Raw genomic sequence first — 26,975 nt, 5'->3', positions numbered from 1 at the left:
CCGGCGGCGGCTGCGGCTCCTGCGGCTGCCACTAATCACGCAGTCGAAAATCAGAAAACGGGCGGCGGGGCTTCGGCCCCGCCGCCCGTTTTTTCGTGTTATAATGCCCTTATCCATGAATACAAAGCAACCGCTGTTTCGTAATACCATCCCTGCCCTCGCGCTCTGTATTGCGGCTGGCCTCGCGGCAAGTCATTGTTTCGCGAAGCCAGCGCATGCGAAGAGTGATACGCATAAGCCCGTTGCGGACAAGGCGCCGGCTGCGGCCACGGGAGCGTCGTCGTGGATCCCAAATCCTAAGCTCGTCCCACAGCTCGATCGGGCAACGCATTTTGGAATCTATACTCTGCGGTTACCGATTGGCTACACGGTTGACCAGCAGGATATGTCCACGGAGATCGCGACGATCACCGGGTACTCGGCAAAGGGCGCTTCCCGAGCGGACGGTTCGTTTCCCGTCCTCTTTGTGATCGTGTCGGAGGCGAAGCCGGGCGCGGCGCCGACGGATTTGGAGACCATTCTGAGCGGCAATCCGTTTCTTAGCGGCAAAACGGATATCGTGAAGAGCAGTCCGGAATCCGGATCGATCGGCGACTTGGCGGCGATGCGCCAGTATTACAAATTTCCGGTGACGCCGGGGTCCGCGCACTTCCTGCATGGTTTCCACTATGCCTCGGCGACCGGACAAAACGCGATCATCGTCGCCGCGCTCGACGGGGAGCCTTACTCCGCCAAAACCCTGCCGCTGGCGGAAGCCGCCGCGCTGACGCTTCAAAAGTCTGAATGACGATACTCTTTCTGGCGCACTCTTATGACAACTACTAAGAAACCCACGGATTCTCGATTTTACGAGCTGCGCGACGCCGCCTGCTCCGATTTCACGCTGGCCGAAGCGCTGCTTAAGTTTGACCCGACGATTCTGGACGCGCGCAACTCAATCGGCGAAACGGCGTTCCATTATGTTGTGGTCGAGAACGAGCTCCCAGCCGCGAATTGGCTGCTCGATCACGGGGCAGACGTCAACACGCGCAATCACTTCAGCGCCACGCCGCTGATCGAGGCGGCCGGCCTCGGCTATCTGAATATGTGCAAGCTCCTGCTCAAGCGCGGCGCCGATCTCAAAATGCAAAACGACTGCGGTGACACGGCGATCGCCACGGCTGCGGAGAACGGCAAGATCGCCGTGATGAAGTTTCTGATGAAGCAAGTCGGCGACAGCGAGAATATCCTCTCCTATTTCAGCAGCTTGACCTCAACGCTGATCATCCGCGAAAATGGCCGCGCCGCAGAGCTGCTGAAAGCGCGTGGATTGGCGGAATTGGAACAATTGCCGCCTTCTTAAATCGATCGTCCATCCACAAAAAAAAATTGCCGCGAGCATTCCGCACTTGGCGTATTCCCGCGAGTATCAGGTAAATTCACGTTTAAGACAGAGGGACATAAACTTGAAGACCTTTCTACTCATTGCGGTTATCTGGATAACGTCGATCTGCCACGTGTCCGCAGGAACGCCCCATAGCCGCGTTCAAGCACCGGTCTGGAAAGACCCTGGCGTTGATGTCGGGATCGTGAACACGCCGACGGCGTTATTTACCGAGCCTGACGCCGGCTCGGCGAAAATCAGCGCGCTCAATCCTCAAGACTGGACCATACTGGTCTCCCGCAAGGAGACAACCGGCTGGCTGCATGTGATCGGACTGTCTTCGGGACGTCAGGGCTGGGCTAAGTCAAATCGTCTCACCGTTCGATATACGCTGCATCCCAACAAGGGCGTCGACTTGCCGAGCGAACAAACGGGAACGGATGCTCCGCCGGTCCTCAATGTGAAAAACGATATGGACAAGACTCTCTATCTGCACATTGACGGCGAGCCCGAGATACATATCGATCCGCATGCGCAGCTGCGAGTGTCGGTCAACCCGGGTGTCACCACATTTAACGCATCCGCGCCAAACGATCTTCCCGCCTTTGGAAACAGGATCTTTGTTGCGGGAAACAGCTATCACTGGAGGTTCTGGGATAGAGGTCATGAGCGCGGCCAGGGTAAGCACGTCCTCTCCCCTGCCCTCAAGGCGGAGGCGGAGCAGCTTCAGAGGGACATTTCGACGGAGTCCGCAAACTTAAAAATCGAAAAGCAGTTAATCCTGGCGGAATGGGATACGATGTGCGCGGAGTCGGATCGATTGAACGCCGAGGAAAAAGACCTTGAGGCGGAGCGGCCAACGCGTGCGGCAAAAGATCCGGAAGCAAGCGTTGATTTCGATAAACGAGTGAACGCGCACAACGATCAACGCCACGCTTATCACGCGAAGTACATCGAACACGTCGACCGAATTCGCGCTTATAACACCAGATCCGATGCGCTAGCCACAAAAGAACATCGATTATACGAAATCGCGCATACCGTCAATGGCTACTGACGAGTAGATACGCCGCCAGCTTTTTTGTAACAGCGCCGAGGCTATGATTTTAAAGTCGCGCACGAGCAAAAGTCTGTGACGGAGGCTATTTCTGACGGCGGGCTTCGCGGCGTACGGCGAGGACGGACACGTCGTCGTGGAAGCGGCCTCGGCAGAACAGCGTTACCCGCTGCATGAGCTCGGAGACGAGGCGGCGCGGGGGCAGCGCCGCCAGTTCCGCGAGGATAGTTTTCAGGCGGTCCAGACCAAACCAGTCCCGCTGCTTATCGGCGGTCCGCACTTCGGAAACGCCGTCGGAGTAGACGAGCAGAGTGGCGCCAAAAGTAATCGTTGCTTCGTGCTGTTCGTAGCTGGTCATGTCCGCGGGGAACGCGCCGACCGGCGGCCCGGTTCCCTCCAGCTCCTCCACGACCTGCGGCGCTGAGGTGGGCGGCTCGGCGATCAGGGCCGGCTCATGGCCGCCGCTGGCGTAAGTAAGCTTCCCCGTATTGGCTTCGATCGTTCCCGCGAAAACAGTGCCGAAAACCGGAAAATTCGGGTCGGGCTCCACGATCGCATTGACGGCGGTCAGCGTATCGGCGGGAGACATTCCGATCGCCAGGCAATCGGATAGCAGCCCGCACATGTGTTCGGCTTGCGCTGTTTGCTCCTCCCCATGTCCTGCGACATCTCCCAAAATGACGCCGACGTCACCGGAACCATCGTGAATGGGGAAGACATTATGGAAGTCGCCGCCCGAAGGCAGGAACGCCGGCGCGTCCACGTGAGCGGCGGAAAATTCTGGTGTGACTGAGGATTCAAACGGACGCGAAAGGAACAAACGATCCTGCCGAACCTCTTCGGTCGAGGCAGGCATTAGGGGGTCTTGCAAAGTATAGTGCTTTCCAGCAGAAATTCCGGCGGGCGAGTACAATTTTCTACTAATTTACTATACCATACGATCCCCGTGAACATCCAGGAAATCATTAAGGCGCTAGAGTTTGTCCGGCATTACTCTCACCTGCTTCGCGACATCGTCGGGCAGCTTCGGCAAGTTCTTGTCTTTGTCGCACAGTTCGAGATACTTTGTGAAGAACATTTTGGGGCCGCCGGCGATCGTGTCGATCAAAACCTTGCGGCCAAGGCGTTCGTCGATGGCCTTGGCGATGCCGTGGCCGACGTCGTAGAAGGGGCCGCCGCCGCTGACCCCGCTCGCGTAGCTCTGGACAAATTTGTCGTGACTGAACGCTGGAAAGCATGAATCGTAGAGCGGCTTGAGCAAGTTGATATCGGTGGGGAAGCTGCGCAGGGTTTCCGTGGTGACGGCGCGGGAGAAGAAGCCGTAGGTGCCCTGGCCATAGGCTTCGGGATCGGTATCGTATTCGACGTAACGCGCGGTCCCCTCGCGCTGTGTCTTGGACAAGGCGGTCAGGAAGGCGCCGGGGCCGTCTGCCTGGTCCTCGGGGTTGCCATAGGCCTGGTTTTGGATCGTGTGCATCGTCTCGTGGGCGACGACCATGTTGAATCCGTTCCAGCTGGGCTGAGCCTGTTCGATCCAGTAACGGATATTGATATAGATCGCGCCGTTCGCATTGATCGCGTCCCAGTCTCCGCCCAGATGCAGGTAGACGGTCTCGGTCACGTCGGTATTGGGCGGCGAGAACTGCTTGTCGCGGTCCGTAATGCGCTTCAGGCGATTGGGGAGCGACGCCTGGAGCGTATCGAGCATCTTCGTGTAAATTTCGGCGGTGAAGCGCATGGCGCCCATATCATCGGAAGGCTGGGTCTTCGGCGTCGCCGTTCCGTTGATCGCCTCAATGGCGTTCGCCTTGAGCTGGGCGCGCGTCAGATTTTCCTCACTGGCGCCGATCTTGAGTAGATACGCGTTCGCGGGAAGATCCATCCAGGCGTCCAGGCTGGCGTCCGTCGTGTCGTGCGCGGCGGCGAGGGCGATCAATTGGCGCACGGCGCTGTCGTCCACGGTGATCTGGACTTTCGGCTCGGCGTCGGCTTTAACTTTGGTATCCGCCGCATAAGCGCCGGCGCTAAGAAAAACCAGAACCGCGCCGAGCAGCGCGCCCATGCCCCGTTTTGCTGGACGGATCATTACGGCTCATCCTCCCGCGCCGTCGGCGGCGCATCGTCGTCTTTGTCTTCTTCCGGAATATCGAAGGTGATCGGCGGAAAGTCTTTCACAGCGAGGGCGTAGGGACCGCCGGCGGTGGAGATTCGGAACGTCACGGAGATCGGGGCGGACAGGCCGCGTTCATCCTTCTCGGGCGTGAACGCGAAGCGCCAGCGCGTTCCCTCCGCCAGCACCTTCTGGCCAAGGACCGTCATCGGAAGGCCGATCGGCCGGCCGCTGCGTCCAGAGGACGACAGGCCGCGCGTCAGGGCGATATCGGCCGGCCCCAGGGTCAGCTCCGCGCGTGTCTCCGCCACTTCGCGCAGCACGAACGCCACTTCGACGAAGCGCCCCGCCGCCGCCGGATGTCCGACGTACGCCGCGACTTCCGCGTGAACCACGGTCAGCTCCCAGCCGTCCTGCACGATCTTATCGCCCAGACGATAGGTCGTCGTCTGCCCGGCGCCCATCACGTACTTGTCGAACCACGCGCGGCAGCGGCGCATCTCGTCCACGCGATGCTTGGGCTCCGCGAACCCATGCCCCTCGCGCGGATAGCGCACATACTGCACGGTCTTTCCCTGCAAGCGCAGGGCCGTGTACATCTCCAGCGAGTTCGAAATGAACGTATTGCTGTCGGCGTCGCCGTGCAGGATGAGAATGGGAGTCTGGATCGCCTGCGCGTGCGTCGCGGGCGAACGGGCGGCGTAGAGCTCCGGCTGCTCCCAATACGAGCCGTTCAGATACTCCATCTCCCAGCGCGGCGCCTCGGAGTTGGAGAAGTCCGTCACAAATGAGAAGATGCCGAACGCGGAAACGGCCGCCTTGAAACGATCCGTCTGCGTGATGGCCCAGTTGGTGAGATATCCGCCATAGGAGCTGCCCATGATCCCCAGCCGCTCCGGGTCCGCGATCCCCTCCGCCACGGCCCAGTCGACTCCGGCGATGCAGTCCCAGTAGTCGCCGCCGCCCAGGTCGCCCCGGTTGGCCGTGCTGAAGGCGTTGCCGTACCCCTCGCTGCCCCGATAGTTGGGCGACAGCACCACGAAGCCGTCCGACGCGTAGACCTGCGCCGGCGTCCCCGACGTCAGCGACTGCGCCACGCGTCCGTGCGGCCCGCCGTGGATGTTCAGGATCAGCGGATACGTCAGCTCCGGATCGTAGCCGTTGGGATAGGTGATCAGCCCCTCAATCGGCGTCCCGTCCGGAGAAGTCCAGCTCACGACATCTACGGGGCAGAGCGCGTACTGGTCCATCCAGTCCGAGTTGAGCTCCGTCAGAACGACCATCTCGTCCGCGCCGGCCGCAAGCCAGTAAACTTCCGGCGCATCTTGATTGCCGCTGGCGATATACGCCACGGAGCCATCGGGTGAGACGGTGAACTCGTGGATATGCTCGTCGTTCTGGATCAGCGCGACAAACTCCTCGCCTTCCAGCACAAACACGGCGGTCGCAACGCCCACGGCGGCGCTCAGGTACAGTCGGCCGTCCTGGTCCCACCAGTAGCCGCGCCAGCCGACCAGATCGTGATCGAAGACCGCCGTCACGTTGACGGGATCGCCGCCACGGATCGACACGGCGAAGAGATTGCTCTGGGAGTAGGAGTATTCCGGCTCCAGCGCCTGAATATAATAGAGATTTTCGCCGCCGGGCGCCCAGTGCAGCTGATACTTGCCGCCCGCGCCCTGGACGATCGGCCGAATGCGCCCGCTTTCCAGCTCCAGCAGCCAGACATCGGCCTTGTGATAGTCGTTCAGCTCCCCGGTGTAGTTCGTGAGAAAGGCGATCCGCTGCGCGTCGGGAGAAACGGCGATCTCCAGAATCCCGAGGTCCCCTCGGTGGATCAGGGCAGCCTTTCGTTTTTCGAGATCGATGCGCCAGATCTGCCGGCGAAACTTCTCCTCCCGGTCCACGAACGCGTCTTCTTCGTCCTCAATCCGGTCTTCATGCGCTTGCTGAAGCGGCTTCGGTCGCGGCTCGCGGGCCATATACACGATGCCCGACGAATCCGGCAGCCACTCATAAGCCAGAATCCCCTGCGGCGCATCGGTCAGCTTGTCGGCCTCGCCCCCCAGCCCATCCATCGGCAGCAGCCAGACCTGCGCCTTGCCGTCCCCTTCTTCATCGTCCTCCTCGTCGTCGTCCGCCGGAGGCATGCGCAGAAACGCGAGCCAGTCACCGTTCGGCGACCACTCCAGACCGAATTCCTGCGTCTTGCCGCGCGTCAGCTGGCGGGGATCTTTGTTGAGTTCGGCGTCGATCACATAAAGGTGCTGCGAGGTGTCGTTCTCCTCCCAATCCGTCTCCTCGACAGTATAGGCCACGCGCGCGCCGCTGGGAGAGATGCGCAGATCGCTGGGGAGTTTCAAATCGAGCAGAGCTTCGGGGGTGATGCGCAGTTTGCGTTTGGTGGGCATGTGTGTCGAATTTCGCGAGAAGAGAGGGGGATTCCTGCGTGAGTGACCGATTGCATCGGTCACTCCTTAAAACCGGTCGGGCTGCGCGACGAAGGGATCTCTGGCCGGAAAGAGCAGATCGGCGGCGGCCAGCGCGGCGGGGCGGGACGCCGTCAGTCTGCCGAGCGCCTCCATCGTCGAGGCGTCGTGCAGTCCTAGAAAAAGCTGGCCGAACGCCGCGATGCCCAGAGTGATGTGGTCCGCGTCATCCGGCGCGCCTGGCTCGATTCCGTCCGGCGTGATGCGCAGAGGATTGCGGTTGTTGGGGCAGATGGAGTCGTCATTCACCATCACCGTCAGCGTCTGCCCGGAGGCGGCGAGAAGAGGCGCGAAGTTGGCGGCGTGCGCGGCGCACAGCGCGGCGGCGACATCTGCGACGCGGATCATCATATCGGGATTTACAGAGAAGGACGACGATTCGCACGCGGCGCCGAACTCATGGATCCACAGGCGCGTGATCTCCGGAAACGGCGCCGACCACTCCACGCGCTGCGCGCGGCGGCTCGCCAGAAAGCCGATGAGGGCGCGCTCGGCCCGGCGATCCTGGCCGTATAGCTCCTGCACGCGCAGAATTTCCTGGGATTCTTCGAAGATGACATATCCTGCGGCGGGACCGTCCTGCTGGTATAGGGCGATTTTGCATCCGGGAAGAAAGTGACGGATCACCGCCCACCGCCGGGCGTCACGCTCGAAGGCGCCGGTGGGGCGCTTTTCCAGCGCGGCGGCGTGGAGGGTCTCGATTTGCTTTTGGGCGGGCAGGTCGTGAGGCGCGGCGATCCGCACGTATTCGCCGCCGGCGTACTTCGGCAGCGCGGCGAGCGCGGACGTGACCACACAGTTCTGTGTGGCGTACTCCCAGCCAAAGCGCCGATAGTATGAGGGAAGGTCCGTGAACAGTCCGGAGAGCGGATACCTCAGCTCTCCGGTCAGGGCGCGCAGGGCGCCCTGAAGCAGCTCCCCAGCATATCCCTGGCGCTGATGCTCGGGCTGCGTGGCGACGCCCGCAATGCCGCCAAACGGGATCCATGCGGCGCCGACACGGATGCGCGCCGGAACGATGGTGAGGCTGGCGACGAGCCCATGCGCCGTCGATGTCAAAACACGCTTGTGGGAAAGATCGTAAAAGGGATCGTTTGAGAAGATAGGACGCGCGGCGTCCACACGCAAGCGAAAGGCGGCGCAGAGGATTTGCAGGACCCGTTCCGCTTCGCTGGGGAATGGGGCTCTGACCTGCCAGGGATTGGGTTTAGTGTTCGGCTCCCGTATTCGTCTCGGCATTCACAAGACCGCTGAAGAAGTCGCTCGACGCCGAATCACGCCGCTCCAGCAGCAAAGGCTGGTTGACGTAGAACGAGAACGCTTCCGCAAATCCTTCCTCCAAGTCCGTAGCCGCATAGCGCGTCACCAGATGATTCGCCGCGGCCTGCCGCTTGTAAATCTTCTCGTAGCGGCTGCGGTCGTTCTTGCTCAGCAAGTTGAACCAGACGTAGTGGCCGTATTCGTGCGTAAAGGTCATCATGTCGACCGATCCCGATTTCGGGATGCGCAGGGTGATGCGCGGCGGTCCGTTTTCATAGATGCCGTCGATATCGTCATCGTCGCCGGTGGGCGTGTGCGAGGACTTCGAATCCTGATCCACGGCGCTGTCGCCGCCGGACAGATACGCGGCCATTTGATGGTCGCTCAAGTTGCGCACGGTCACGCGCGCCTTGGGCTGAAACATCCGAGGGATATGGTGTTCGCACCAGGCCTGAAGCGGCGGACAGACCACCGCATTCGTTCCTGAAACGACAATTTCTGCTTGAGTTCGCTGCGCGCCGGTCATGCCAAGCGCGGAAATAACGGCGGTCACGGTCAGCGCACGCCGAAGAAAAACAGGAAGCGATGCCATAGATAATTTTACCACGACTTTCTGCAATTCGCGAAATCGGCGTTCCTTGACTTGACGCCGCTCACTGTGATATTATTGGCAGAAGTTGAACGAAACAGGAATCTCCGAATGCCTCAGTCGAAATCCCTCACAGACCTCCCTGGGCGTCTGATCGCCATCCTCGTTTTTTTGGCCGGGATCGCCATGCTCTGCTTCGTGTTCATGGAAGCGATGCATCTGTTCCAATCTCCGGTTCCAGGATTGGCGCTGCCGGTGGCGAAGGGCGCAACGGCGCCTCCCGCCGCCAATATCGGCGCGGCGCTGGCGACTTACGTCATGCGGATCGGTCTGCTGGGTTTGATGGCGCTGGCGGGATCGGTAATCGCGAGCAAAGGCATTCACCTCTACTTCGCGGCGAACCAGTGGGCGGAGGCTCATGGTCACGGGGAGAAAGCGTCACCTGTTACTAATACGCAGAATAATGCGTAAAAAGTTCATGGATTGCGTTTAAAATTTACAAAAACGGGGAAGTGGTCCGACGCGATGGCGGGCTTAACCTGAAATCCGTCCGCCGACAGCAAATCGTCGTGAAGGATAAAGTCGATCCGGGCGCGCGGCGCGTCCGCCGGGTAGGTGAAGCCGCCCCCCGCCCCGGCGTCTTGCAGCCCGGCCTCCTCCAGAAGCAGCCGCACATTGCCGGCGTCCGGACCTTCGTTGAAATCACCGCAAAGCACGACCGGTGTTTGGGCGGCGCGGACGAGTTCCGCCACGCGCAGCGCCTGCAATCGGCGTTCGCCGTCGCTCAGCCCCCAGTGCGTGCTGAACAGCGTCAGCGCCCCCACCCTCGTCTCCAATCGGACTTCCAGGCAGCCGCGCGGCTCCCGCCCCCCGGGCAGCGCGTGGCGCCGCACATGGATCACCGGCGCCGTTGTCGCCACGGCGTTTCCAAATCCCCCAAACCAGAGTGAAAGATTGCGCTGAAAGAGAACGTTGGCGCCGAGCAGCTTGCCCAGGCGGCGCGGCTGATTGGCGAAGCCAGACCAGGGGAGATTCTGATGCACTTCCTGAAGGCAGACGACATCGGCGTCCAACCCCCGAATGACATCGGCGATACGCGGCAAAGAACGGACGTTATCCACGCCCAGGCCGCCACGGATGTTGTACGTGGCGATACGCACGCTCACGCTTTGTTGGGCTCCTGGCGCACGGCCTCCGCGAGCATCATCGTCATCCGCTGGGCGAGGCTGTCGCCGACAAACGGCAGCTGTCCATCGGGGTTGCGCCGCCGGTTGCGCCAGACCCAGTACTCCCAGGCAAGCACCAGATAGAACGGGGCGTACTCCAGCACGGGGGTCCACCACTGGAACTGGATTGAGATATAGTAGGTGTAGAGCAGGCCGATCAAACAGACCAGCAGCACGAACGCCCAGGAGGGACGCCGGCCGATCAGGCACAGGAAGGGCGTCACCCAGACCAGATACCAGGGGAACAGCGTCGGCACCACCATCAGCGTCGCCGCCAGCACGATAAACGACCGGCGCAGAAGCTCCTGATCCGTGTTGACCGGCCGGCGCACTGACCAGATCGCGACGGCGACAATGGCCGCGTTGCTGATCATCGCCGCGACCTGGGAATGCGCGACCGTGATGTGGGACAGCGCCATATCCATCCATTGGAACAGGCCGGAATTGACATGGACCGTCTTGAGATACTGCTGCATTCCGTGTAAAAACTCGGGAAGGCAGGCGACGAGCGGCAGGCTGAGAATGCTCAGGGAGATGATCGAGGGCACGAGGAACGCCTTGCCGTAACGACGCCAGAACAGCGGGATCAGCAGCAGCGCGAAGCCTTTGGTGAGAATGGCGCACGTCAGCGCCACGGCGATTCGGTTGACCGAACCTCGGCGCACCACCAGGAGAAACGCCAGCATCAAGAAGAACACGCCGACCACATCCTGATGCCCCGCCAGCGCCACTTCCGTAATCGGCAGCGGACACCAGGCATACCAGATCACCGACGTGAGCGGCCGCTTGAGTCGTTTCAGCATTGCCAGGATCATCAGCACCACGCCGGCGTCCAGCGACGCGTAGACCGCCTTATATCCAATCAAGTTGTGGCCGAACAGAACGTAATTGCCGGCAAAGAACGCCTGCGAGACCGGCATATAGATCGTCTGGTACGCCTTGTACTCAGTAACGCTCCACATGGAATCGCGCAGCGGGCGCAGCTGCGGCGCGTTCGGCGCCCAGCGATAGGGATTGATTCCATGAACGGCGACCTTTCCGTCCCAGACATAACGGTACATGTCGGTGGAAAGCGAAGGAGGCGCAGGCAGCACGGCGGCGCGGAAAAGAACGCCGCACACGACGATCATCACCGCGGCGGCTTTCGTGTGGCGCACATCAATCTTCGGAATGATTCGCCCGCCCGCGTACGCGTACAAGAGAAAGAGCGCCGTGTAGAACGTGAGGTAGATCCAGACGGGATTCAGCAGGTAGTCGCGCTGAGAGAGATAGAGGTAAATGCCCAGCGTGTCGACGCCGACGGCCAGCAAGGCCAAAAACGGCAGTACGCCCGGCTGACGTAATATTCGCGTAATGCTCTGCATTGTGCGGACTTGTGATTCCCTTATCGGCGCGATGGTGTTCAGGCCGAAGCGACCTGAACATCCAGGGGCAGACCGAATGTTTTCTCGAACGCGGGGGCCTGCGCCAGCGCGGCCCAAAACTCCAGCTGCGCGTCGCTGGAGCTCACCAATGTCATACGGATACGATCCGGTTTCGCCAGACGCTCGCACCGCACGTCTTTCACCTGGGCCAGATGTCCCCGGTCGAGCGCCTCGGCCAGACGCAGCGCGCACGAAAGCGTCTTGACGAGCCGTCGCGTTTTGGCGTCGAGATTGGCGAATGTCGGGTGCTTCAGGCGCGGGACGCTCTTGCGGTGGTACAGCGCCAGGCACGCCATGATCTCGACCTCGCGGTCATTGAACCCGAGGAGCTCCGAATGCCGGATGATATAATACGAGTGCTGCTGGTGGTCGGTGTGCGAGATGAAAAACCCGCAGTCGTGCAGCAGGGCGGCGTATTCCAAAAGTTCGCGCGAGCGGCCGTAATCATGCAGCCCCAGCGCCTTCCACTGATCGAAAAGCCGCAGGGAAAGGCGGACGATATGCAGGGCGTGCGCTTCATCCACATTCGTCGCGCGCATCAACTGCTGGATCGAGCCGCGCCGCGCCCCCACCGCTTCCTGAAGGGTGGCGCCGCCCGCTTCGCGGCGCAGGTGGTCGACGACAATCCCCTCGCGCAGTCCCCGATCCGAGATACGGATGCTCGTCGCGCCAACCGTCTCCATCACCGTCTGGAGAATGGCCGCGCCGCCGATAATAATGTCCGCGCGCTCCGGGTTGATGCCCGGAACGCGCCGCCGCTGATCCATCGGCAGCGCGCATAGCCGCTTGGTAATCGCCTGCAAATCCGTCAGCAGAAACTCGTGGTTGCGAAACGAAGTCGGGATCGCGGCGCCGCTCGCGTGCGCCGCGATCTCGGCCAGGTTGGTCGCGGTGCCGGAGGAGCCGTACATCACCGAAAAGCCTTCGGCGGCAATGGCGCGCGCCGCCGGCGCCAGCGCCGACTGCACTTCGCGCTGGAGCAGCGCCCAGTTGGCCGGCGTCACCGGCCGCGTCGGATCGGCGACAAATCCCGAGGTCAAACGGATCGCGCCCAGTTTCAGGCTGTCGAGATAGTAGAAACGGCTGCTGTCGCCGACGATCAGCTCGGTGGAGCCGCCGCCGATGTCGATAAAGAGCGCTTTTTTATTAGCCGGCAGATCGACGCCGCTGGAGACGCCCAGATAGATCAGGCGCGCTTCCTCCTGGCCGGAGATGACCCGCACGTCCAGATCAGCCAGTTCCCGCACTTGATCGACAAACTCGTCGCGGTTTTCCGCCTCGCGAGCCGCCGCCGTCGCGAGCGCAACGATCTCCGTCGCCCCGTATCCGCGCGCCACTTCGGCGAAGCGGGCGCAGACCAGCGCGCCGCGCGCGATCGCCTCATCGGTCAGCTTATGGCGAGGCTCCGCCCCGGCCTTCTTCGACCGGTTCTTCGATGTTTCGTCAAATTCGCCTTCGCCCAGCCGCACCACTTGCTTCTGCGATGCGAGCACATTCCAGGCAAGACCTTCCTGCAGTTCGACGACTGCAAGACGGATCGAATTCGTTCCAATATCCATGGCCGCAAAAATACGCATATGGTGGATATCATAGCATTCCGTGCGCGCCGCCGTCAAGGATAGCGTATGGGAAGCAAGCAGAGTTCCCGGCGGGGATTGCCCCGAATACATTTGGCCGGCAAACGCCGCCAACCGAGTATAATTATTGTATCTCTTTTGTCAGGAAATCCCCTTTGTACGCCGCAGTCGTCGTTCAACTTGAAGCGCCCGGTCTGAACCAGCCATTCACTTACCGGATTCCGGACGCCATGACGCTCCAGATCGGAGACGCCGTGGTCGTTCCGTTCAGCGCGCAGCTGGCGACGGGCTATGTGGTGGGGCTGAGCCCGGAGCCGCCGGACGATATCCCGGCGTCCAAGATCCGGCCGGTGACGGCGCGGATCGAAAATGGATCGGCGTTCGACCGCGAGCTTTTCGAGCTCGCCGAATGGGTGTCGCGCGAGACTTTGTGTGAACTTCAGGAAGCCGTGCGGCTGATCGCTCCCGAAGTGCTGGGCAGCGCGATCAAGACAACGCTGACCCTGTCCGAGGACTGGGAAGACCTGCTGGCGCTCACGCGCTCGCAGCCGCAGCACGCCGTGGCGGACGCGCTGGCGTCGCTTGGCGGATCGGCGACGCCGGCGCAGCTCTCCCGGCTGCTGCCCACGCTCAAAGTCGGACCGGTCGTCGCGGAACTGCGCAAGAAGGGCGCCTTGAGCGAGACCCGATCGGTGAGCCTGCCCAAGGCGCGGGCGAAGAAAGTGCGGATCCTGCGACTGGCGGTCGATCTGGAAGTGGCGGAGCAGGAAGCGGCGCGGATGGAGAAGACGCGCTCCAAGCGGCAGTCGGAGATGCTGCGGGCGCTGATCGAAAGCGCCGCGCCCACGCAGCCGCTGGGCGCGCCGCCGAACGCCGGAATCGCCATCGGCCCGGGCGCGCACGCCTCCGCCCGCGCGCTCGCCGAAAAGGGGCTCGCGGCCTACGCGGAGGCGACGGTGCATCGCAATCCGTTCCGATTTTTCGGCATGGTCGCCGATTCCGCGCCGCCGCTCACCGACGCCCAGGCGCAGGCGACGAAGGAGATCGGCGCGCGCATCGCCCTCCAGGACGGTTCGGTGACGCTGCTGCACGGCGTGACGGGGTCCGGCAAGACCGAAGTCTATTTGGACCTGGTCGCGCGGACGCTGGCGCAGGATCAAAACGCCCTGATCCTTCTGCCCGAGATCGGCCTGACAACACAGCTCCTGGATCTCTTCAAAGCGCGGTTCGGCGAAGACGATGTCGCCGTGCTGCATTCGGCGCTCTCGCTGGGCGAGCGCTACGACGAGTGGCAGCGCATCAAGAGCGGCGCGGCGCGCGTGGTGCTGGGCGCCCGGTCGGCGGTGTTCGCCCCCGTGGCGCGGCTCGGCCTGATCGTTCTCGACGAAGAGCACGACGGCTCCTACAAACAAGACTCCTCACCGCGCTACCACGCCCGCGACGCCGCCCTGCGGCGCGCCGACCGCTCCGGCGCCGTGGTGGTCCTGGGAAGCGCGACGCCGTCCCTGGAAAGCTTTTATCGCGCGAAGATGGGACGTTACCATCTCGTGACACTTTCCGAACGGATCAGCAACCGCCCGCTTCCGCCGGTTCATATTGTCGATCTGCGGGAAGAATTTCGTAAGAAGCCAGAAAAACGCAAGCCCGCCGCGGCGCCCGGCGCCGGCGCGGCCGAGGAAGAAGCGCCCTCGCCGGCACGCTCGATCTTCAGCGTCGCTCTGATGGACGCGATCACGGATCGCTTGGAGCGCCAGGAGCAGACGATCCTGTTTCTGAACCGGCGCGGCTTCGCGACGTTTTTGCTGTGCCGCGACTGCGGCCACACGCCGGTCTGCCCGCATTGCGATGTTTCGCTGACCTATCACCATGGAGCGCGCCTGCTCCAGTGTCACCACTGCGACTTCCGCGCGTCCGCCCCGGCCGGCTGCCCGATGTGCGGCGGCCTGCGTATCCGGCCCTTCGGACTGGGGACGGAGAAGGTGGAGGACGCCGTTCATCAGGCGTTCCCGGAGGCGCGCACGCTGCGCATGGACCGCGACACCATGGCGCGCAAAGGCGCGCACGCCGAAACCCTGCGCGCCTTCCGCCGGGGCGAGGCGGATATCTTGATCGGCACGCAGATCGTGGCGAAGGGACTGGACTTCCCCAATGTCACGCTGGTGGGAGTGGTCAGCGCCGATACGGCGCTCAATGTGCCGGACTTCCGCTCGGGAGAGCGGGCTTTTCAGCTGCTGACCCAAGTCGCGGGACGCGCGGGACGCGGCGGACGGCCCGGCGAAGTCTTCGTCCAGACCTTCAGCCCCGACCACGCCAGCGTGCTGCGCGCCGCCGAGCACGATTACTTGAACTTCTACGCCGAGGAGATCGAAACGCGGCAGGAGCTGAGCTATCCGCCGTTTTCACACATGGCGAACCTGGTGATCTCCGACGAGGACGAAACGGCGGCGGCGGGGCGCAGCCAGATCGTCGTGGAGACGCTGCGCCAGGCGATCGAGACGCACGATCTGCCGGTGACGCTGCTCGGGCCGGTCACCTGCCCGCTGTCGCGCCTCCGAAATCGATATCGGTGGCACATCGTGGCGCGCACGCCGAAGAAATCGACGCTGCTGACAGCGCTGCGGGCGATGCTGGAGAGCTTGAGCGCCTCGGACCGTCAGGGTTTGTCCCTTGATATTGATCCGCTCACAATGCTATAATCATCATAGGTATTCATACTTATCCGAGATATTTGCCGCCGCCGCGGCCTGCGGGAGAGCACGACCCATGGCGAAGACCGCCGCGAAATTGACGGAACTCATTCGAGAAGGCGACCCGATCGTAAAATACGAAGGCGAAGGCGAACGGATTCTCCGCGAGAATTCCAAGCCGGTGGCGCAATTCACCGAAGACATCGCCGAACTCGTCAGCCGCATGGAAACAATCATGCGCGACGCGAACGGCGTCGGCCTCGCCGCGCCGCAGCTTGGCATTTTGAAGCGCATCTTCGTCTACGACGCCGGAGATGGGTTCCACGCCATTATCAATCCCAAGATTTTGCAGCGCAAGGGCGAGCAATTGGGCGTCGAAGGCTGTCTCTCCATACCGGGCTTGTACGGCGATGTCCTGCGCGCGAATGAAGTCGTGGTCAAGGGCATGGACCAGTACGGCAACCCGGTGCGGCTGCGCGAGGAAGGCCTGGGCGCCCGCGTCATTCAGCATGAATTCGACCATCTCGAAGGCATCCTCTTCATCGACCGCGCGGATCCGGATTCCCTGCGCTGGGGACGCGGCGAAGAGGAAGGGGACGACGAAGACGAGGATGAGGGCGAGCCCCCCAGCACGCGCGAATAATATGCAGATTCTTTTTCTCGGAACCTCACCCTTCGCCGTTCCCGCACTCCACCGCCTGCTTCAAGAGTCGAAACACACGATCCTCGGAGTCGTCACGCAGCCGGACCGTCCGCAGGGGCGCGGCGGCCGCGTTTCCAGCACCCCCGTCAAGATCGCCGCGCTCGAAGCGGACCTGCCGGTCTATCAGCCGGAAAAAGTGCGCGCCAAAGCCTTCGTGGAGTTTGTCCGCGAGATGCAGCCGGATTGCCTGGTGGTCGCCGCGTTCGGCCAGCTCATTCCCCAGCGCATGCTGGATATCCCGCGCTACGGCGGAATCAATATCCATGGATCGCTCCTTCCCCGCTGGCGCGGCGCCGCGCCCATGCAGTACTCGCTGATGGCCGGAGACGCCGAAACGGGAGTCACGACCATGCAGATGGACGCCGGCCTGGATACGGGCGATATGCTGATGCAGGCTGTATTGCCGCTGACGGAAGACGACAATTTGGGAACGATCGAAGGCAAGCTCGCGGAGCTGGGCGCGGAGCTTTTGATCCAAACATTGGACGCGCTGGAGCGCGGCGACTGCCCGCGCATCCCGCAGGATCCCGCGCTGGTCACCCAGTCCCCCTCCCTGCCGCCCGATATCGGCGCATTCGACTGGAGCCGGCCCGCGCGTGAACTGCACAATCTGATGCGCGGCGTCTCTCCGAAGCCGGGCGCGTACACGCTCTGGCAGGGCAAACGCCTGAAGATCACGGAAGCGAGCGTGCGGGAAGACCAGAGCGGCGAGCCGGGCGCGGTCCTTTCCATGGACCACTCCGGAGTGACGGTCGGGGCGGGCGAGCAGAGCATTTTACTGCGCGAAGTACAGCCCGAAAGCAAGGGAAAAATGGCGGCCGGCGCATGGGCGCGCGGCGCGCGTATTTCGATAGGCGACCGTTTTGAGAGTATCGTTCGACACGACACACAGGGGGCGACAGATGGAATCGCTGGATGAGCGGATACAGCGGGGCATCGCCTTCAAGATCGATGGGCGATATGAAGAAGCCGCCGACGAGTTTCGATCGATCATTACGGATCACTCCGACCATTCCGAGGCGCACCACCAGCTGGGCCTTGTCTATGGCTTTAGCGGGATGTTCGATGAATCCGTGGCCGAACTGGAAGAAGCGACACGGCTTTCCCCCTCCAATATCCTGGCGCGCAACGATCTGGCGCTCACTTACACCATGCTCGGCCGATACGATGAGGCGAAGGCCGAGTTCGCGCGCGTTCTGGAGCGTGATCGCGAAAACGATATCGCGCTGCGCAACCTGACTTACCTCCCCTAACCGCCTTTATACTCCCAACAATGGATGGCGCCCCGATGATGTCACGCATTCGCATGAGCGCTCTGCCGGCGCTCATTCTCGCTTTGCTCCCGATCCTGCTGCTCTGGCGGGTCGTCTTTCTGGGCGAAGCGTTCGTTCCCGCCGATCTCCAGCGCGACATCGCGCCCTGGCGCCAGGCCGCCGATACGCACCTGCTTCCCTGGAACCCGCTGATGTGGGACGGCGTCGCCGAGTTCTATCCGTGGCGATTATTTCTGTCGCGCTCGGTCCACGCGGGCTATCTTCCGCTGTGGAACCCCCATCAGTTTTGCGGGACGCCCTTCGTGGGCAACTCGCAGTCGGCGATCTTTTACCCCTTCAACTGCCTATTTGTCATTCTGCCCGTCACGGCGGCGTTCGGCGCGAGCGTGCTGCTGCACTTATTCCTGACCGGCATGTTCCTCTATGCGTTCCTGCGTTCATCGGCGTTTCGTCTCAGCCGAAGCGCGGCGCTGGCGGGCGCGGTGGTCTGGCAGCTCTGTACGTGGCAGGTGTCGTGGCTCGCGCTGCCGACGTTTCTATGCGTCTCCACCTGGCTGCCCGCCGCCCTGCTGCTCACGCAGCGCTTCGCCGATCGCCCCACCCGCGCGCGCGCCGCGCTGCTGGGCGCGTGCCTGGGATTGATGCTGCTGGCGGGGCATCTTCAGATCTGCCTTTACTGCTATCTGATGATCGGCGGTTATGCCCTGAGCATCGCGCTGCCGTCGGCGCGCGGCCGCAGCCGCATCGCTCTGATCGCCGGCGCGGCGCTTGCCGTGGGGGTGATGGTATTGATCGGGGCGGCCCAGCTGCTGCCGTCCGTGGAGTTGTCGCGGATGTCGCACCGGGCGGGCGGGGCGCCGACATGGACGGGGTATCAGGGCTACATCAGCCTGGCCGTTCCCGCCTATCACCTGGTGTCGATCTTCGCGCCGGATTTCTTCGGCAATCCGACGGTGGGGAGCTATTGGGGTTACACCAACTACGCCGAGAACGCGGCCTACGTCGGCGTCCCGGCGCTGCTGCTGGCGCTTGTGGGGGTGATCGCAGGCTGGCGTCCGAGCAAGCCCGTGCGCTTCTTTGCCGTCAGCGCCGTCGTCGCCATGCTCGTCGCGACGGGAACGCCGATCGATACGATCTTGTTCTTCGGGATCCCTGGATTTGCGCAGACAGGGTCGCCGGGCCGAATCCTTGTGCTCTGGTCGTTCTGCGCGGCAATCCTCGCCGCTTACGGCGCGCAGGGGATACTCAGCCAGCTGCGCGAAGCAAAGCCCGCCGCGCTGATCGGACGCGCCTCCGGAGCGCTCCTGGCGCTGCTCGCCGTCACGATGGGCTATACGCTCTGGTGGATCAATAAAAACGCGCCGTCCGGAGCCTTGTCCACGATTTTCGCCACGGAAGGCGACTTGTGGCGGCTCCCCGTCGGCCTGCTCTTTCTGACCGCGATCCTGCTATATCAGTATCAGACGGGAAAACTCACGCCCCGGATCGCCGGCGGCGGCCTGATCGCCGTGCTCGCGCTGGATCTGCTCGTCTCCGGCATGGGCTATAACCGCTCCACACTCGCGACGAATGTCTATCCCACGACGCCTTTGATCGCCTTCCTACAGCAGCACGCCGGAACCGACCGGATCATGCCGGTCAATACGAGCTGGAGCATCGACCCGGCGCATCCCCCCCGCGCGATCCTGCCGCCCAACGCCGCCATGGTCTACGGTTTGTACGACACCCAGGGCTACGACTCCCTCTTCCCCGGCCAGTACATGGCGTTCGCGGCGGCGCTGAACGGCGACGGCAAGCCGCCGGCTCCCCAGGAAAACGGCAACATGGTCTTCACGCGCGGCGTCGGGAGCGAGCTAGCCCGCATGGCGTCCGCCCGGTATCTGGTGTCCCGCGAGCCGCTCCCAGACAACGACGCCACGATAAGCCAGGTCTATGGCGGCGACGACGGCTATGTCTACGAAGACAAATCGGCCGCGCCCCGCGCCTCCGTCAGCGACGGTCCCAATCGCTTGAATCTTACTCTGGACAATACCGCGACACAGAATATCGTGGTCAACGATCAGTGGTTCCCGGGATGGACCGCCCGTTTCAACGGCTCCGCGGCAGCGATCACCCATGGCCCGCAAGTGTTCCGGACGATCACGGGCGCACAGCAAAACGCCGGAGCGACGGCGCATCTCGAAATGCGTTACGCTCCGGCGTCGGTTCAAGTCGGCCTCTACGGATTATGTCTGGCGTGCGCGATCCTCGCGTTTATGCTGACTCCCAGTCGAGACAGGCGCTTTTAGCGTTCGGAAATTCCTATTCCCCCGGCGCTAAAGCGCCGGGGGAATAGGGCCGACTAATGTTGTCTAAGAAGGCGTCGCGATCGCCTGGCTGGAGGCTTGCTGTTCCTTGGCGGCGGTGACGGCTTCGTCTTCGGTTTCGTAGACGCCGAAGATGGTATTGAGGCGGGTGATTTGCAGCATCCGCGTGATCGCTTCGTTGCAGGCCACGAGATAAAGCGCGCCGTTCATTGGGCGCAGGCGTTTGGTCGCGGACAGAAGCGTGCCGAAGCCGCTGCTGTCCATATAGCTGACGTTGGCCATGTTGATAATGATCGCCGGGCCACCTTCTTCGATGGCGCTATTGACCGCTTCCTTGAACTGCGGCGTTGTGTAGATATCGATTTCTCCCACGACATCCAGCACCGGCACACTCTGGAGGAAACGAAGCGTCGTTTCAATCCTTAAATTCTCCATGAAACACCCAATCCTTAGAAGGTGAAGCGCTTGGTTCGCGCCGTCACGTCGCATTAATCGACAATTACCGATCAGACAACCAATCGTGCTCTCATTTTACCCAATATGCTTAAAAATAAACGGAGCGAGCAGGACCAGATCCATCGTCGCGGAAACGCCCCAGTGGGCGATAAATCCGTACAGAACCGAGCGAGTCCGGACGGCGAGGATCCCGAGGATGATCGCCGCCGGCAGCGAGCCCAGCACCTCCAGCGGCGGCTTGGCGGCGTGCGGGTTCCATGACCAGTGCAGCAGCATGAACGGCAGAGCCTGAAGGATCACGCCGCCCCAGGTTCCCAGGCGAGTCTTCTGGAATCCAAAGAGCAAAAAACCTCGGAAGAAGAACTCCCAGCAGAACATATAGAACGCCATCGCCAGCTCATAGTATAGCAGCGCACGCAGATTGACGACCTTCGTGAAGGTGTCATAAACCGCCCCAACACCGGAAAGCTGCTGGCTCAGACGATGGCTCAGATACTGATCGCGAAACTCCGGACGGACCGAAACGACGATGATCGGCAGCAGCATCGCCGCCCAGAGGATCAGGGCCCATTTGAGACCAAGCTTGCGATCCCCGCTTGTGAGACCAAAGTGCGAGGGATCCTGTTTGAGCACCAGGAGAATCGCCATGAGCGGCAGCCACAGGCAGAAGCCGTTATTGATCAGCCAGTAGGATTCGACGGGCTTGCTGTCGCCGTTCGTCACAAACAGATAGCCGACGGCGACGACGCCGACCAAAAACGTCGTCCATCCCACCAGCGTGTCCGAGCCATGGTAGCCTTTTTGAGCGGGCTCCGCCTTCGTCTTCCTGGCTATGGTTAGGCTCCCCTCTTCATGGCGTCCGAAAGGCGCGCGCGGATCTCGCGCGCGGCCGACAGCGTGGCCGTCCCATCGATCGTTCGCCACGCGCCCTCATCGTAGAGCGCATCGCCGTCGCAAAGCGTCATCACGACATCATCCGCGCGCGCGGAGTAGACGAGAGCGCTGTAAGGGTCAGTCGCGGGCGTCGTGTGCGGACGACTCAGGCGAATGGCGGCGAGATCGGCGCGCTTGCCCGGAGTCAGCGAGCCCGTGACATCGCCCCAGCCCATCGCCTCCGCCCCGCCCAGTGTCGCCATACGCATGACATCGCGCGCCGAGACGGCCTCCACATCGCGCTGGACGCCGCGCTGCATCAGCAAGGCCGCGCGCATCTCCTCGAACATATCCAGCGTGTTGTTAGAAACGGCGCTGTCCGTGCCAAGCCCCACGGTCAGGCCCTCCGTCTTCAGCCAGCGCGCAAGCGGCGCGATCCCCGCGCCGAGTTTGGCGTTGCTCTTGGGACAGTGAACGATTGACGCGCCCGAGTTGGCGACGGCGGCGATATCGCTCTCATCCTGCTGCACGCAGTGAATCGCCAGTGTTCCGGCATTCAGCAGTCCTAAGTCATCCGCATAGCGTGTCGGCGAAACACCGGGCGGCGTCCAGGTAATGCCGCGCCGTAAATACATCTCCCAAAACGGCCCTTCGCCGCGCTCCATCAGCGCGCTCTCGGCGGGCGATTCGGCGATATGGATGCTGGACGGCAGCGATTCGACGCGCAGATACTCGGCCAGAGCGCGCAGCAGTTCCGGCCGCAGCGTGTACAACGCATGGGGCGAAACACCGGCGCGCACGCGGTCCGACGCGAAGCGCCGATGCGCCTCGATCTTGCCGCGCAGCGCTTCGAGGATCGGCGCGATCGGCTCCCGGTCATCGATCCCGAAGATCTCCTGATAGATCGTCGCCCGCAGGCCGGATTCGGAGGCGACCGTCATTGTGACGCCCGCGTCCGTGTTGTCTCCAATGGTCGTGATCCCGCCGGCGAGACACTCCATGGCCCCCAGCCGCGACGACATCAGCCAATCGTCCGGCGACAGGTGCGCCTTGGCGGCGTTCAGCGCGCGCACCCACGGGAAGAACGGGACATCCTCCAGAAAGCCGCGCTGGACCGTATATTCCAGATGAGTGTGCGCATTGACGAAGCCAGGCGCGAGCACGGCGTCGCCAAAGTCGCGGTCGGCCGTCGATCCAGACACGCGGGCGCGAACGGCGGCGATCCGGCCATCTTCGACGACGACCTCGCCGTCTTCCATCGGCTCCGCGTCAATCGGCAGGATCCACTTTGCGCGGTATGTCTGAATGCTCATAACGCGCCTTTCATCCGCCGAGGGCGGCCGCGAACTTGCGCGCCTGCGCCTTACGCCGCAAAAACAGGATCGACGCCACGAGCGCCACGCCCAGCAGCGCGCCAACGGAATCGATCATCACATCGGTGACTTTGGGAGTGCGGGAGCTGACAAAGCGCTGGTGAAACTCGTCGGTCATCGCGTAGACGGTCGCGAAGCACCAGGCGAGCACGGCGGCGCGCGGGGGACGCGCCCCCGCGCGTCCGCGCGCGATCGCCCGCACCAGCAGCACGGCCAGGATCAGATATTCGGTAAGATGGGCGGCTTTGCGGACGCAGTAGTGCAGAGTATCGAGCTGATCGGCGGTCAGATGCGCGATGACGCCGCCAAACCACAGACGCAAATGCTCGTCAAGAAATGAGTTCGTGTGCTCGGCGGATCCATTGTCTGTCGACAAAAAAAAGATGACGCCCAGCCAGCAGATAACGGGGAAGATGTCGCGAAAAAAGCGTCGTACGGTCATAGGTGGTATCGAAAATCGCCGCCGCCGGCGCTTGGATGTGCTGATGTACGATACCGCACTTCCGGGCGAATGTCAAGGAGATTGACAGCTCGACAGAATACGAATACATCGCCCATAATATGCTGATATTGAGCGATCAGAAGTCTTACGGAGGGAAAGAACGACGTCATGCGAAGAACATCATTGGAACGCTCGCTGCGCCGGTTAAGTGTAGTGTTGGCGAGCTCGGGATTTGCCGCCTGCCTCATGGTGAACGCCGCCTGCGCCGCGCCGGCCGCGCCCGCTTCAGACCTCTCGGCGTTAGTAAACCCATTTGTCGGAACGGATCGATCTGGGGACACATTTCCCGGCGCGGTGGCGCCGTTCGGCATGATGCAGCTCAGCCCGAATCTGGAAAACAACGGCTATTATTGGTCCAATACGCATATGCACGGCTTCGTCGTCAATCTCATGAGCGGCGATGGCGGGGATAACGAAGGTCAAGTCCTGATGACCGCAACGACCGGGCCGGTGCATGTGGAGCGCGCGGACACGGATTTCCAATTCGACCATCAGCACGAAAGCGCGACGGCGGGTTACTATCAGGTAATGATGCAGCCCTGGGGCGTCAATGCCGAAATGACGACGACGACGCGCTGCGGCATGCTCAAATATACGTTTCCCGCCGGCAAGCAGGCGAATATCTTGCTGCCGCTGAGCTACGCCAATAACCCGACACTGTCCGCCGATGTCCATTACATCGACAGCCAGACCATCACGGGACATGTGACCAGTCAGGCGTTCTACGGCGAACATCAGGGAATCCCCGTCTACTTCGTGATGAAGTTCAGCAAGCCATTTGATACACATGGCGTTTGGACCAACGGCAAAATAACGCCAAACGCCGGTGAAGCCGCGCAGAACGATCGTAAAATGGTCATCGGCTTTTACGGCAGCTATTCCAGCTCCGCGAAGCCACAGGACGTCGAAGTGCGGATCGGCATGTCCTATGTGGACGTGAATGGAGCGATCGCCAATCTCCAAGCGGAGACGCCAAACGGAGATTTCGCGCATTACAAAAGTCTCGCGTCGCAGGCGTGGAACAAAGAACTGGCATTGATCGACGTCGAGGGAGGAACGCTCACGCACCGGCGCATCTTCTATACGGCTTTGTACCATGCGCTGATCTCGCCGACGATCTTCGATGATGTCGATGGACGCTATACGGGCTTCGACGGGAAGATCCACACCGTTCCGGCCGGTCACAAACACTTTTACGCCACCTTTTCCGGATGGGACATCTACCGAAGTCAGGTTCCATTGCTTGGCATCATTGAACCGGAGCGCTCGGGGGACATGGCGCAGTCTATCGTCGAGATGGCGAAGCAGCTCGGATATATCGATCGCTGGCCGCAGCTCAACCAGCCCTGCGCGGTCATGAACGGCGACCCGCTGACCATTTGTCTGGCAAACTTCTGGAACGCCGACGTTCGCAACTTCGACATGGAGACCGCGTATCAATTCATGTGGAAGCAGTCACAATTCGGCGATCCTCACGCTCATATCGATGTCTATCAGGGATTTGATGAGGAAAAGAAAGGGACGACGATCAATTCCAGCGCCTCTGTATCCTCCGCGCAGGAATACAATGTCGCATACGCGGCGCTGGGACATCTCGCCGAAAAACTCAACAAGCCCGAGGACGCCAATTTTCTCCTGGGCCGCGCGGCTCAGTATCGGCAGATGTACAATCCGAGTTCTGGCTACTTCCAGGGGAAAAACTCTAATGGCGTTTGGGACGCCACATTCGGCGGCTATACCGAAGGCAACCGGGATATCTACCTCTGGTTTACGCCGCACGATGTCCAGGGCATGGTCGATCTGATGGGCGGAACGCAGACATTCGATAAACGACTGGATAATTTCTTCGACAAAAATCTCTACGATCCCACCAACGAACCGGATATCCAAGCGCCGTTTCTCTACGACTACATCAACCGTCCCTGGAAAACCCAGCACATCGTCGCCCAAACGGCCGACCGGTGCTTCACCGACGCCCCTGGCGGCCTCGCGAACGGCGGCAACGACGACCTGGGAACAATGTCGTCCTGGTATCTGCTCTCACAGCTCGGATTTTACCCGGTCGATCCAGGCGTTCCCTATTTCGAAGTTTGCACGCCGCGCTTCACGCGAACGATTCTCCATTTCGGATCTTCGCCCAGCGCAAAGCAGTTTGTGATCAACGCGCCGGCGGCGGCAAGCGAGAATGAGTATATCCAGAGCGCGGTCTTGAACGGCGTTCCGCTCACGAAGCCATGGTTCGATGAGGCGGCGATCCTCTCCGGCGGAAACTGGACCGTGGATGTGGCGTCAACGCCGAACCCGCAGTGGGCCGCCTCGCCGTTCGACCGGCCCTACTCGCTTTCCAGCGGCTTCAATCATCTCCCGCAAAACCCGATCCTCAAGTCTCTGATCGCCACCGGCAAAGAAGAAGCAGTGATATGGCGCTACACGGAGACCAAGCCGACGGACGAGTGGTTCAAATCTTCGTTCGATGATACATCATGGAAAACAGGGCCTGCCGGCTTCGGCACGGAGGATGAAGGAGTCACGCCGCGAACGCCGTGGATAAGCGATGATATTTGGATGCGCCGAACGTTCACGCTTCCGTCCTGGAGTCATACTCTGGCGATCATCGCGTACCACGATCAGGATCTAGACGTCTATCTCAATGGCGTTCTCGCCACGCACATTGACGGCTGGACACATTCCTACGATCCACTCCCTATTGCGCCGAGTGCTCTGGCGGCGCTTAAGCCGACACAGAACACGATCGCCGTCCATGTCCACCATCCTGGCGACGGACGCCACTTTGCGGATGTAGGTTTGGCGGATTTGGGATGGCCGGATTCGGAGAAGTAAAACCCCAAAAAGGGCGGCCATCCGTGGCCGCCCTTTTTGAAGCGATGTGTCCGCCGCACGATTAACGCGCGTGGTGGTAGCGATGGTGGCGGTGGTAGCGAGCGCGCGCGGCGGACGCCCGCGACTGGCTCTTGCGCTCGTCTTCATAGCGCTTGGCCGAGTAAGCGGCGCCAGCGACGCCCAGAACGCCCAGCGTGTTGTTGTGATGCGTCAGACCGTAGAGGCCGACGGCTCCCGCGCCGATGGCGCCGTTGCGCCAGTTGTTCTTGTTCTTCTGGCTATCCGCATGCGCGGAGGGCGCGATGGACGAAAGCGCGCAAACGGCGAGCGCTCCGGCAATGGCGAAAGGTGAAACTCGTGTCATGGTTTATTTCCTTTATGATCTGAGATTATCTGAAGAAGCAGTGACCGTCGCCGGCTCCGCCGGCAGTTGGTCAAACTGTTCCTTGGTGATGCTGGTCGTAATGTCGTTGCCGACCACGCTGACGAGGTTTTCCGCACTGATAAATCCATGCTTGTGGATCAGCAATCCGTGCTGCACCACAATGCCGCGAAAGATGTCGGCAATGGTATCCGCCACGAGCTCCTCAACGGAGCCGAGGTGAGAACCATCCGAGCCGTGCACCGCCATCCCTGGCTCGATCAATAGATAGCTTCCTTGTTCCATAGGATCGTCATCTTCCTGGGCGAGATATTATGCGTTTCCACATCCGCGAAGCCCGAGCATTGATATCTTATTCCCACCAAGCAGACGGTATAAACCCGTTTGTTGTTCCATCTTTATGTCTGTTATGTCCAGTTGACATGATAAAGGGAAAATGCGTATAATAAAAGGCGTTGACGCGGCCCTAAAGTTCCATCAAGA

General features: G+C 61.7%; 24 protein-coding genes. 10 read left to right on the top strand and 14 right to left on the bottom strand.

Annotation, left to right across the window (positions count from 1 at the left end; genetic code table 11):
• Positions 1-115 precede the first annotated feature (115 nt).
• The 3 genes from D5261_RS17475 to D5261_RS17465 are packed head-to-tail and all read left to right on the top strand — an operon-like array spanning position 116 to position 2,420.
• On the top strand, positions 116-787 hold the full coding sequence (locus D5261_RS17475; protein WP_125206062.1) for a hypothetical protein: 672 nt from the start codon (positions 116-118) through the stop codon (positions 785-787).
• A gap of 24 nt (positions 788-811) precedes the next feature.
• Positions 812-1,342 carry an ankyrin repeat domain-containing protein gene (locus tag D5261_RS17470; RefSeq protein ID WP_119322321.1) on the top strand — a complete coding sequence of 177 codons (531 nt, stop codon included), beginning with the start codon at positions 812-814 and terminating at the stop codon, positions 1,340-1,342.
• Between the two features lie 46 nt (positions 1,343-1,388).
• Entirely contained in the window at positions 1,389-2,420 is a 1,032-nt protein-coding gene (locus D5261_RS17465) for a hypothetical protein (protein ID WP_125206063.1), read from the top strand.
• An 85-nt stretch (positions 2,421-2,505) separates the two neighbouring features.
• Here the strand turns inward: D5261_RS17465 and D5261_RS17460 are convergent, their stop codons facing one another.
• From D5261_RS17460 to D5261_RS17440, 5 genes are all read right to left on the bottom strand, one after another.
• Positions 2,506-3,276, bottom strand: coding sequence for a PP2C family protein-serine/threonine phosphatase (locus D5261_RS17460; RefSeq protein WP_119322323.1), 771 nt, complete (start codon positions 3,274-3,276; stop codon positions 2,506-2,508).
• 117 nt (positions 3,277-3,393) lie between these two features.
• Positions 3,394-4,506, bottom strand: a complete 1,113-nt coding sequence (locus tag D5261_RS17455; RefSeq protein ID WP_125206064.1) for a DUF5700 domain-containing putative Zn-dependent protease — start codon at positions 4,504-4,506, stop codon at positions 3,394-3,396.
• Positions 4,506-6,941: a S9 family peptidase gene (locus D5261_RS17450; protein WP_119322325.1), complete on the bottom strand. Its 2,436-nt coding sequence runs from the start codon at positions 6,939-6,941 to the stop codon at positions 4,506-4,508. Before D5261_RS17450 ends, D5261_RS17455 begins: the two co-directional genes overlap by 1 nt.
• A gap of 66 nt (positions 6,942-7,007) precedes the next feature.
• Positions 7,008-8,258 (bottom strand): GNAT family N-acetyltransferase, encoded by a 1,251-nt coding sequence (locus D5261_RS17445; RefSeq protein WP_119322326.1) that lies wholly within the window; start codon positions 8,256-8,258, stop codon positions 7,008-7,010.
• Positions 8,227-8,871, bottom strand: coding sequence for a hypothetical protein (locus tag D5261_RS17440; protein WP_119322327.1), 645 nt, complete (start codon positions 8,869-8,871; stop codon positions 8,227-8,229). The genes D5261_RS17445 and D5261_RS17440 overlap by 32 nt, the downstream gene beginning before the upstream one ends.
• Before the next feature lie 108 nt (positions 8,872-8,979).
• Between D5261_RS17440 and D5261_RS17435 the strand changes: the two genes are divergently transcribed.
• Positions 8,980-9,339 (top strand): hypothetical protein, encoded by a 360-nt coding sequence (locus D5261_RS17435; protein ID WP_119322328.1) that lies wholly within the window; start codon positions 8,980-8,982, stop codon positions 9,337-9,339.
• A 5-nt stretch (positions 9,340-9,344) separates the two neighbouring features.
• Here D5261_RS17435 and D5261_RS17430 read toward each other — a convergent pair whose 3' ends face one another.
• From D5261_RS17430 to D5261_RS17420, 3 genes are read right to left on the bottom strand one after another with little or no spacing between them, the layout of a single operon-like run.
• Positions 9,345-10,034 carry an endonuclease/exonuclease/phosphatase family protein gene (locus D5261_RS17430; protein WP_165864315.1) on the bottom strand — a complete coding sequence of 230 codons (690 nt, stop codon included), beginning with the start codon at positions 10,032-10,034 and terminating at the stop codon, positions 9,345-9,347.
• Positions 10,031-11,458, bottom strand: coding sequence for an MptA/MptB family glycosyltransferase (locus D5261_RS17425; protein ID WP_165864316.1), 1,428 nt, complete (start codon positions 11,456-11,458; stop codon positions 10,031-10,033). The genes D5261_RS17430 and D5261_RS17425 overlap by 4 nt, the downstream gene beginning before the upstream one ends.
• Before the next feature lie 38 nt (positions 11,459-11,496).
• The gene (locus D5261_RS17420; RefSeq protein WP_165864317.1) at positions 11,497-13,095 is read right to left on the bottom strand and encodes a Ppx/GppA phosphatase family protein; all 1,599 of its coding nucleotides are present in this window, start codon (positions 13,093-13,095) and stop codon (positions 11,497-11,499) included.
• A gap of 155 nt (positions 13,096-13,250) precedes the next feature.
• On the opposite strand from D5261_RS17420, the gene priA reads away from it, so the two are divergent.
• The 5 genes from priA to D5261_RS17395 all read left to right on the top strand — a co-directional run bounded on the left by priA (position 13,251) and on the right by D5261_RS17395 (position 20,047).
• Complete coding sequence (priA, locus tag D5261_RS17415) at positions 13,251-15,791, top strand: replication restart helicase PriA (protein ID WP_165864318.1); 2,541 nt, start codon at positions 13,251-13,253, stop codon at positions 15,789-15,791.
• Between the two features lie 67 nt (positions 15,792-15,858).
• The gene (gene def, locus D5261_RS17410) at positions 15,859-16,425 is read left to right on the top strand and encodes a peptide deformylase (RefSeq protein ID WP_119322331.1); all 567 of its coding nucleotides are present in this window, start codon (positions 15,859-15,861) and stop codon (positions 16,423-16,425) included.
• A 1-nt stretch (position 16,426) separates the two neighbouring features.
• The gene (gene fmt / locus D5261_RS17405) at positions 16,427-17,404 is read left to right on the top strand and encodes a methionyl-tRNA formyltransferase (RefSeq protein WP_165864319.1); all 978 of its coding nucleotides are present in this window, start codon (positions 16,427-16,429) and stop codon (positions 17,402-17,404) included.
• A complete protein-coding gene (locus D5261_RS17400; RefSeq protein WP_119322333.1) occupies positions 17,388-17,738 on the top strand; it encodes a tetratricopeptide repeat protein in 351 nt (116 codons plus the stop codon). The genes fmt and D5261_RS17400 overlap by 17 nt, the downstream gene beginning before the upstream one ends.
• Before the next feature lie 35 nt (positions 17,739-17,773).
• Positions 17,774-20,047 (top strand): glycosyltransferase family protein, encoded by a 2,274-nt coding sequence (locus D5261_RS17395; RefSeq protein WP_125206066.1) that lies wholly within the window; start codon positions 17,774-17,776, stop codon positions 20,045-20,047.
• Positions 20,048-20,110: 63 nt separating this feature from the next.
• Here D5261_RS17395 and D5261_RS17390 read toward each other — a convergent pair whose 3' ends face one another.
• From D5261_RS17390 to D5261_RS17375, 4 genes are all read right to left on the bottom strand, one after another.
• On the bottom strand, positions 20,111-20,500 hold the full coding sequence (locus tag D5261_RS17390; protein ID WP_165864320.1) for an STAS domain-containing protein: 390 nt from the start codon (positions 20,498-20,500) through the stop codon (positions 20,111-20,113).
• Between the two features lie 96 nt (positions 20,501-20,596).
• Entirely contained in the window at positions 20,597-21,445 is an 849-nt protein-coding gene (locus tag D5261_RS17385) for a CPBP family intramembrane glutamic endopeptidase (RefSeq protein WP_119322336.1), read from the bottom strand.
• Positions 21,358-22,707 (bottom strand): amidohydrolase family protein, encoded by a 1,350-nt coding sequence (locus D5261_RS17380; RefSeq protein ID WP_119322337.1) that lies wholly within the window; start codon positions 22,705-22,707, stop codon positions 21,358-21,360. Before D5261_RS17380 ends, D5261_RS17385 begins: the two co-directional genes overlap by 88 nt.
• 10 nt (positions 22,708-22,717) lie before the next feature.
• Positions 22,718-23,209 (bottom strand): VanZ family protein, encoded by a 492-nt coding sequence (locus D5261_RS17375; RefSeq protein ID WP_119322338.1) that lies wholly within the window; start codon positions 23,207-23,209, stop codon positions 22,718-22,720.
• Between the two features lie 168 nt (positions 23,210-23,377).
• Between D5261_RS17375 and D5261_RS17370 the strand changes: the two genes are divergently transcribed.
• Positions 23,378-26,110, top strand: coding sequence for a GH92 family glycosyl hydrolase (locus D5261_RS17370; protein ID WP_119322339.1), 2,733 nt, complete (start codon positions 23,378-23,380; stop codon positions 26,108-26,110).
• A 61-nt stretch (positions 26,111-26,171) separates the two neighbouring features.
• On the opposite strand, the gene D5261_RS17365 is transcribed toward D5261_RS17370, so the two are convergent.
• Both D5261_RS17365 and D5261_RS17360 read right to left on the bottom strand, forming a co-directional pair.
• Positions 26,172-26,474 (bottom strand): hypothetical protein, encoded by a 303-nt coding sequence (locus tag D5261_RS17365; protein ID WP_119322340.1) that lies wholly within the window; start codon positions 26,472-26,474, stop codon positions 26,172-26,174.
• Between the two features lie 12 nt (positions 26,475-26,486).
• Positions 26,487-26,777, bottom strand: coding sequence for a hypothetical protein (locus D5261_RS17360; protein ID WP_119322341.1), 291 nt, complete (start codon positions 26,775-26,777; stop codon positions 26,487-26,489).
• Positions 26,778-26,975 lie beyond the last annotated feature (198 nt).

Origin of the sequence: Capsulimonas corticalis, assembly GCF_003574315.2 — a bacterium.
Taxonomy (GTDB): domain Bacteria; phylum Armatimonadota; class Armatimonadia; order Armatimonadales; family Capsulimonadaceae; genus Capsulimonas; species Capsulimonas corticalis.
This window is presented reverse-complemented; position numbering and strand designations above follow the sequence as displayed.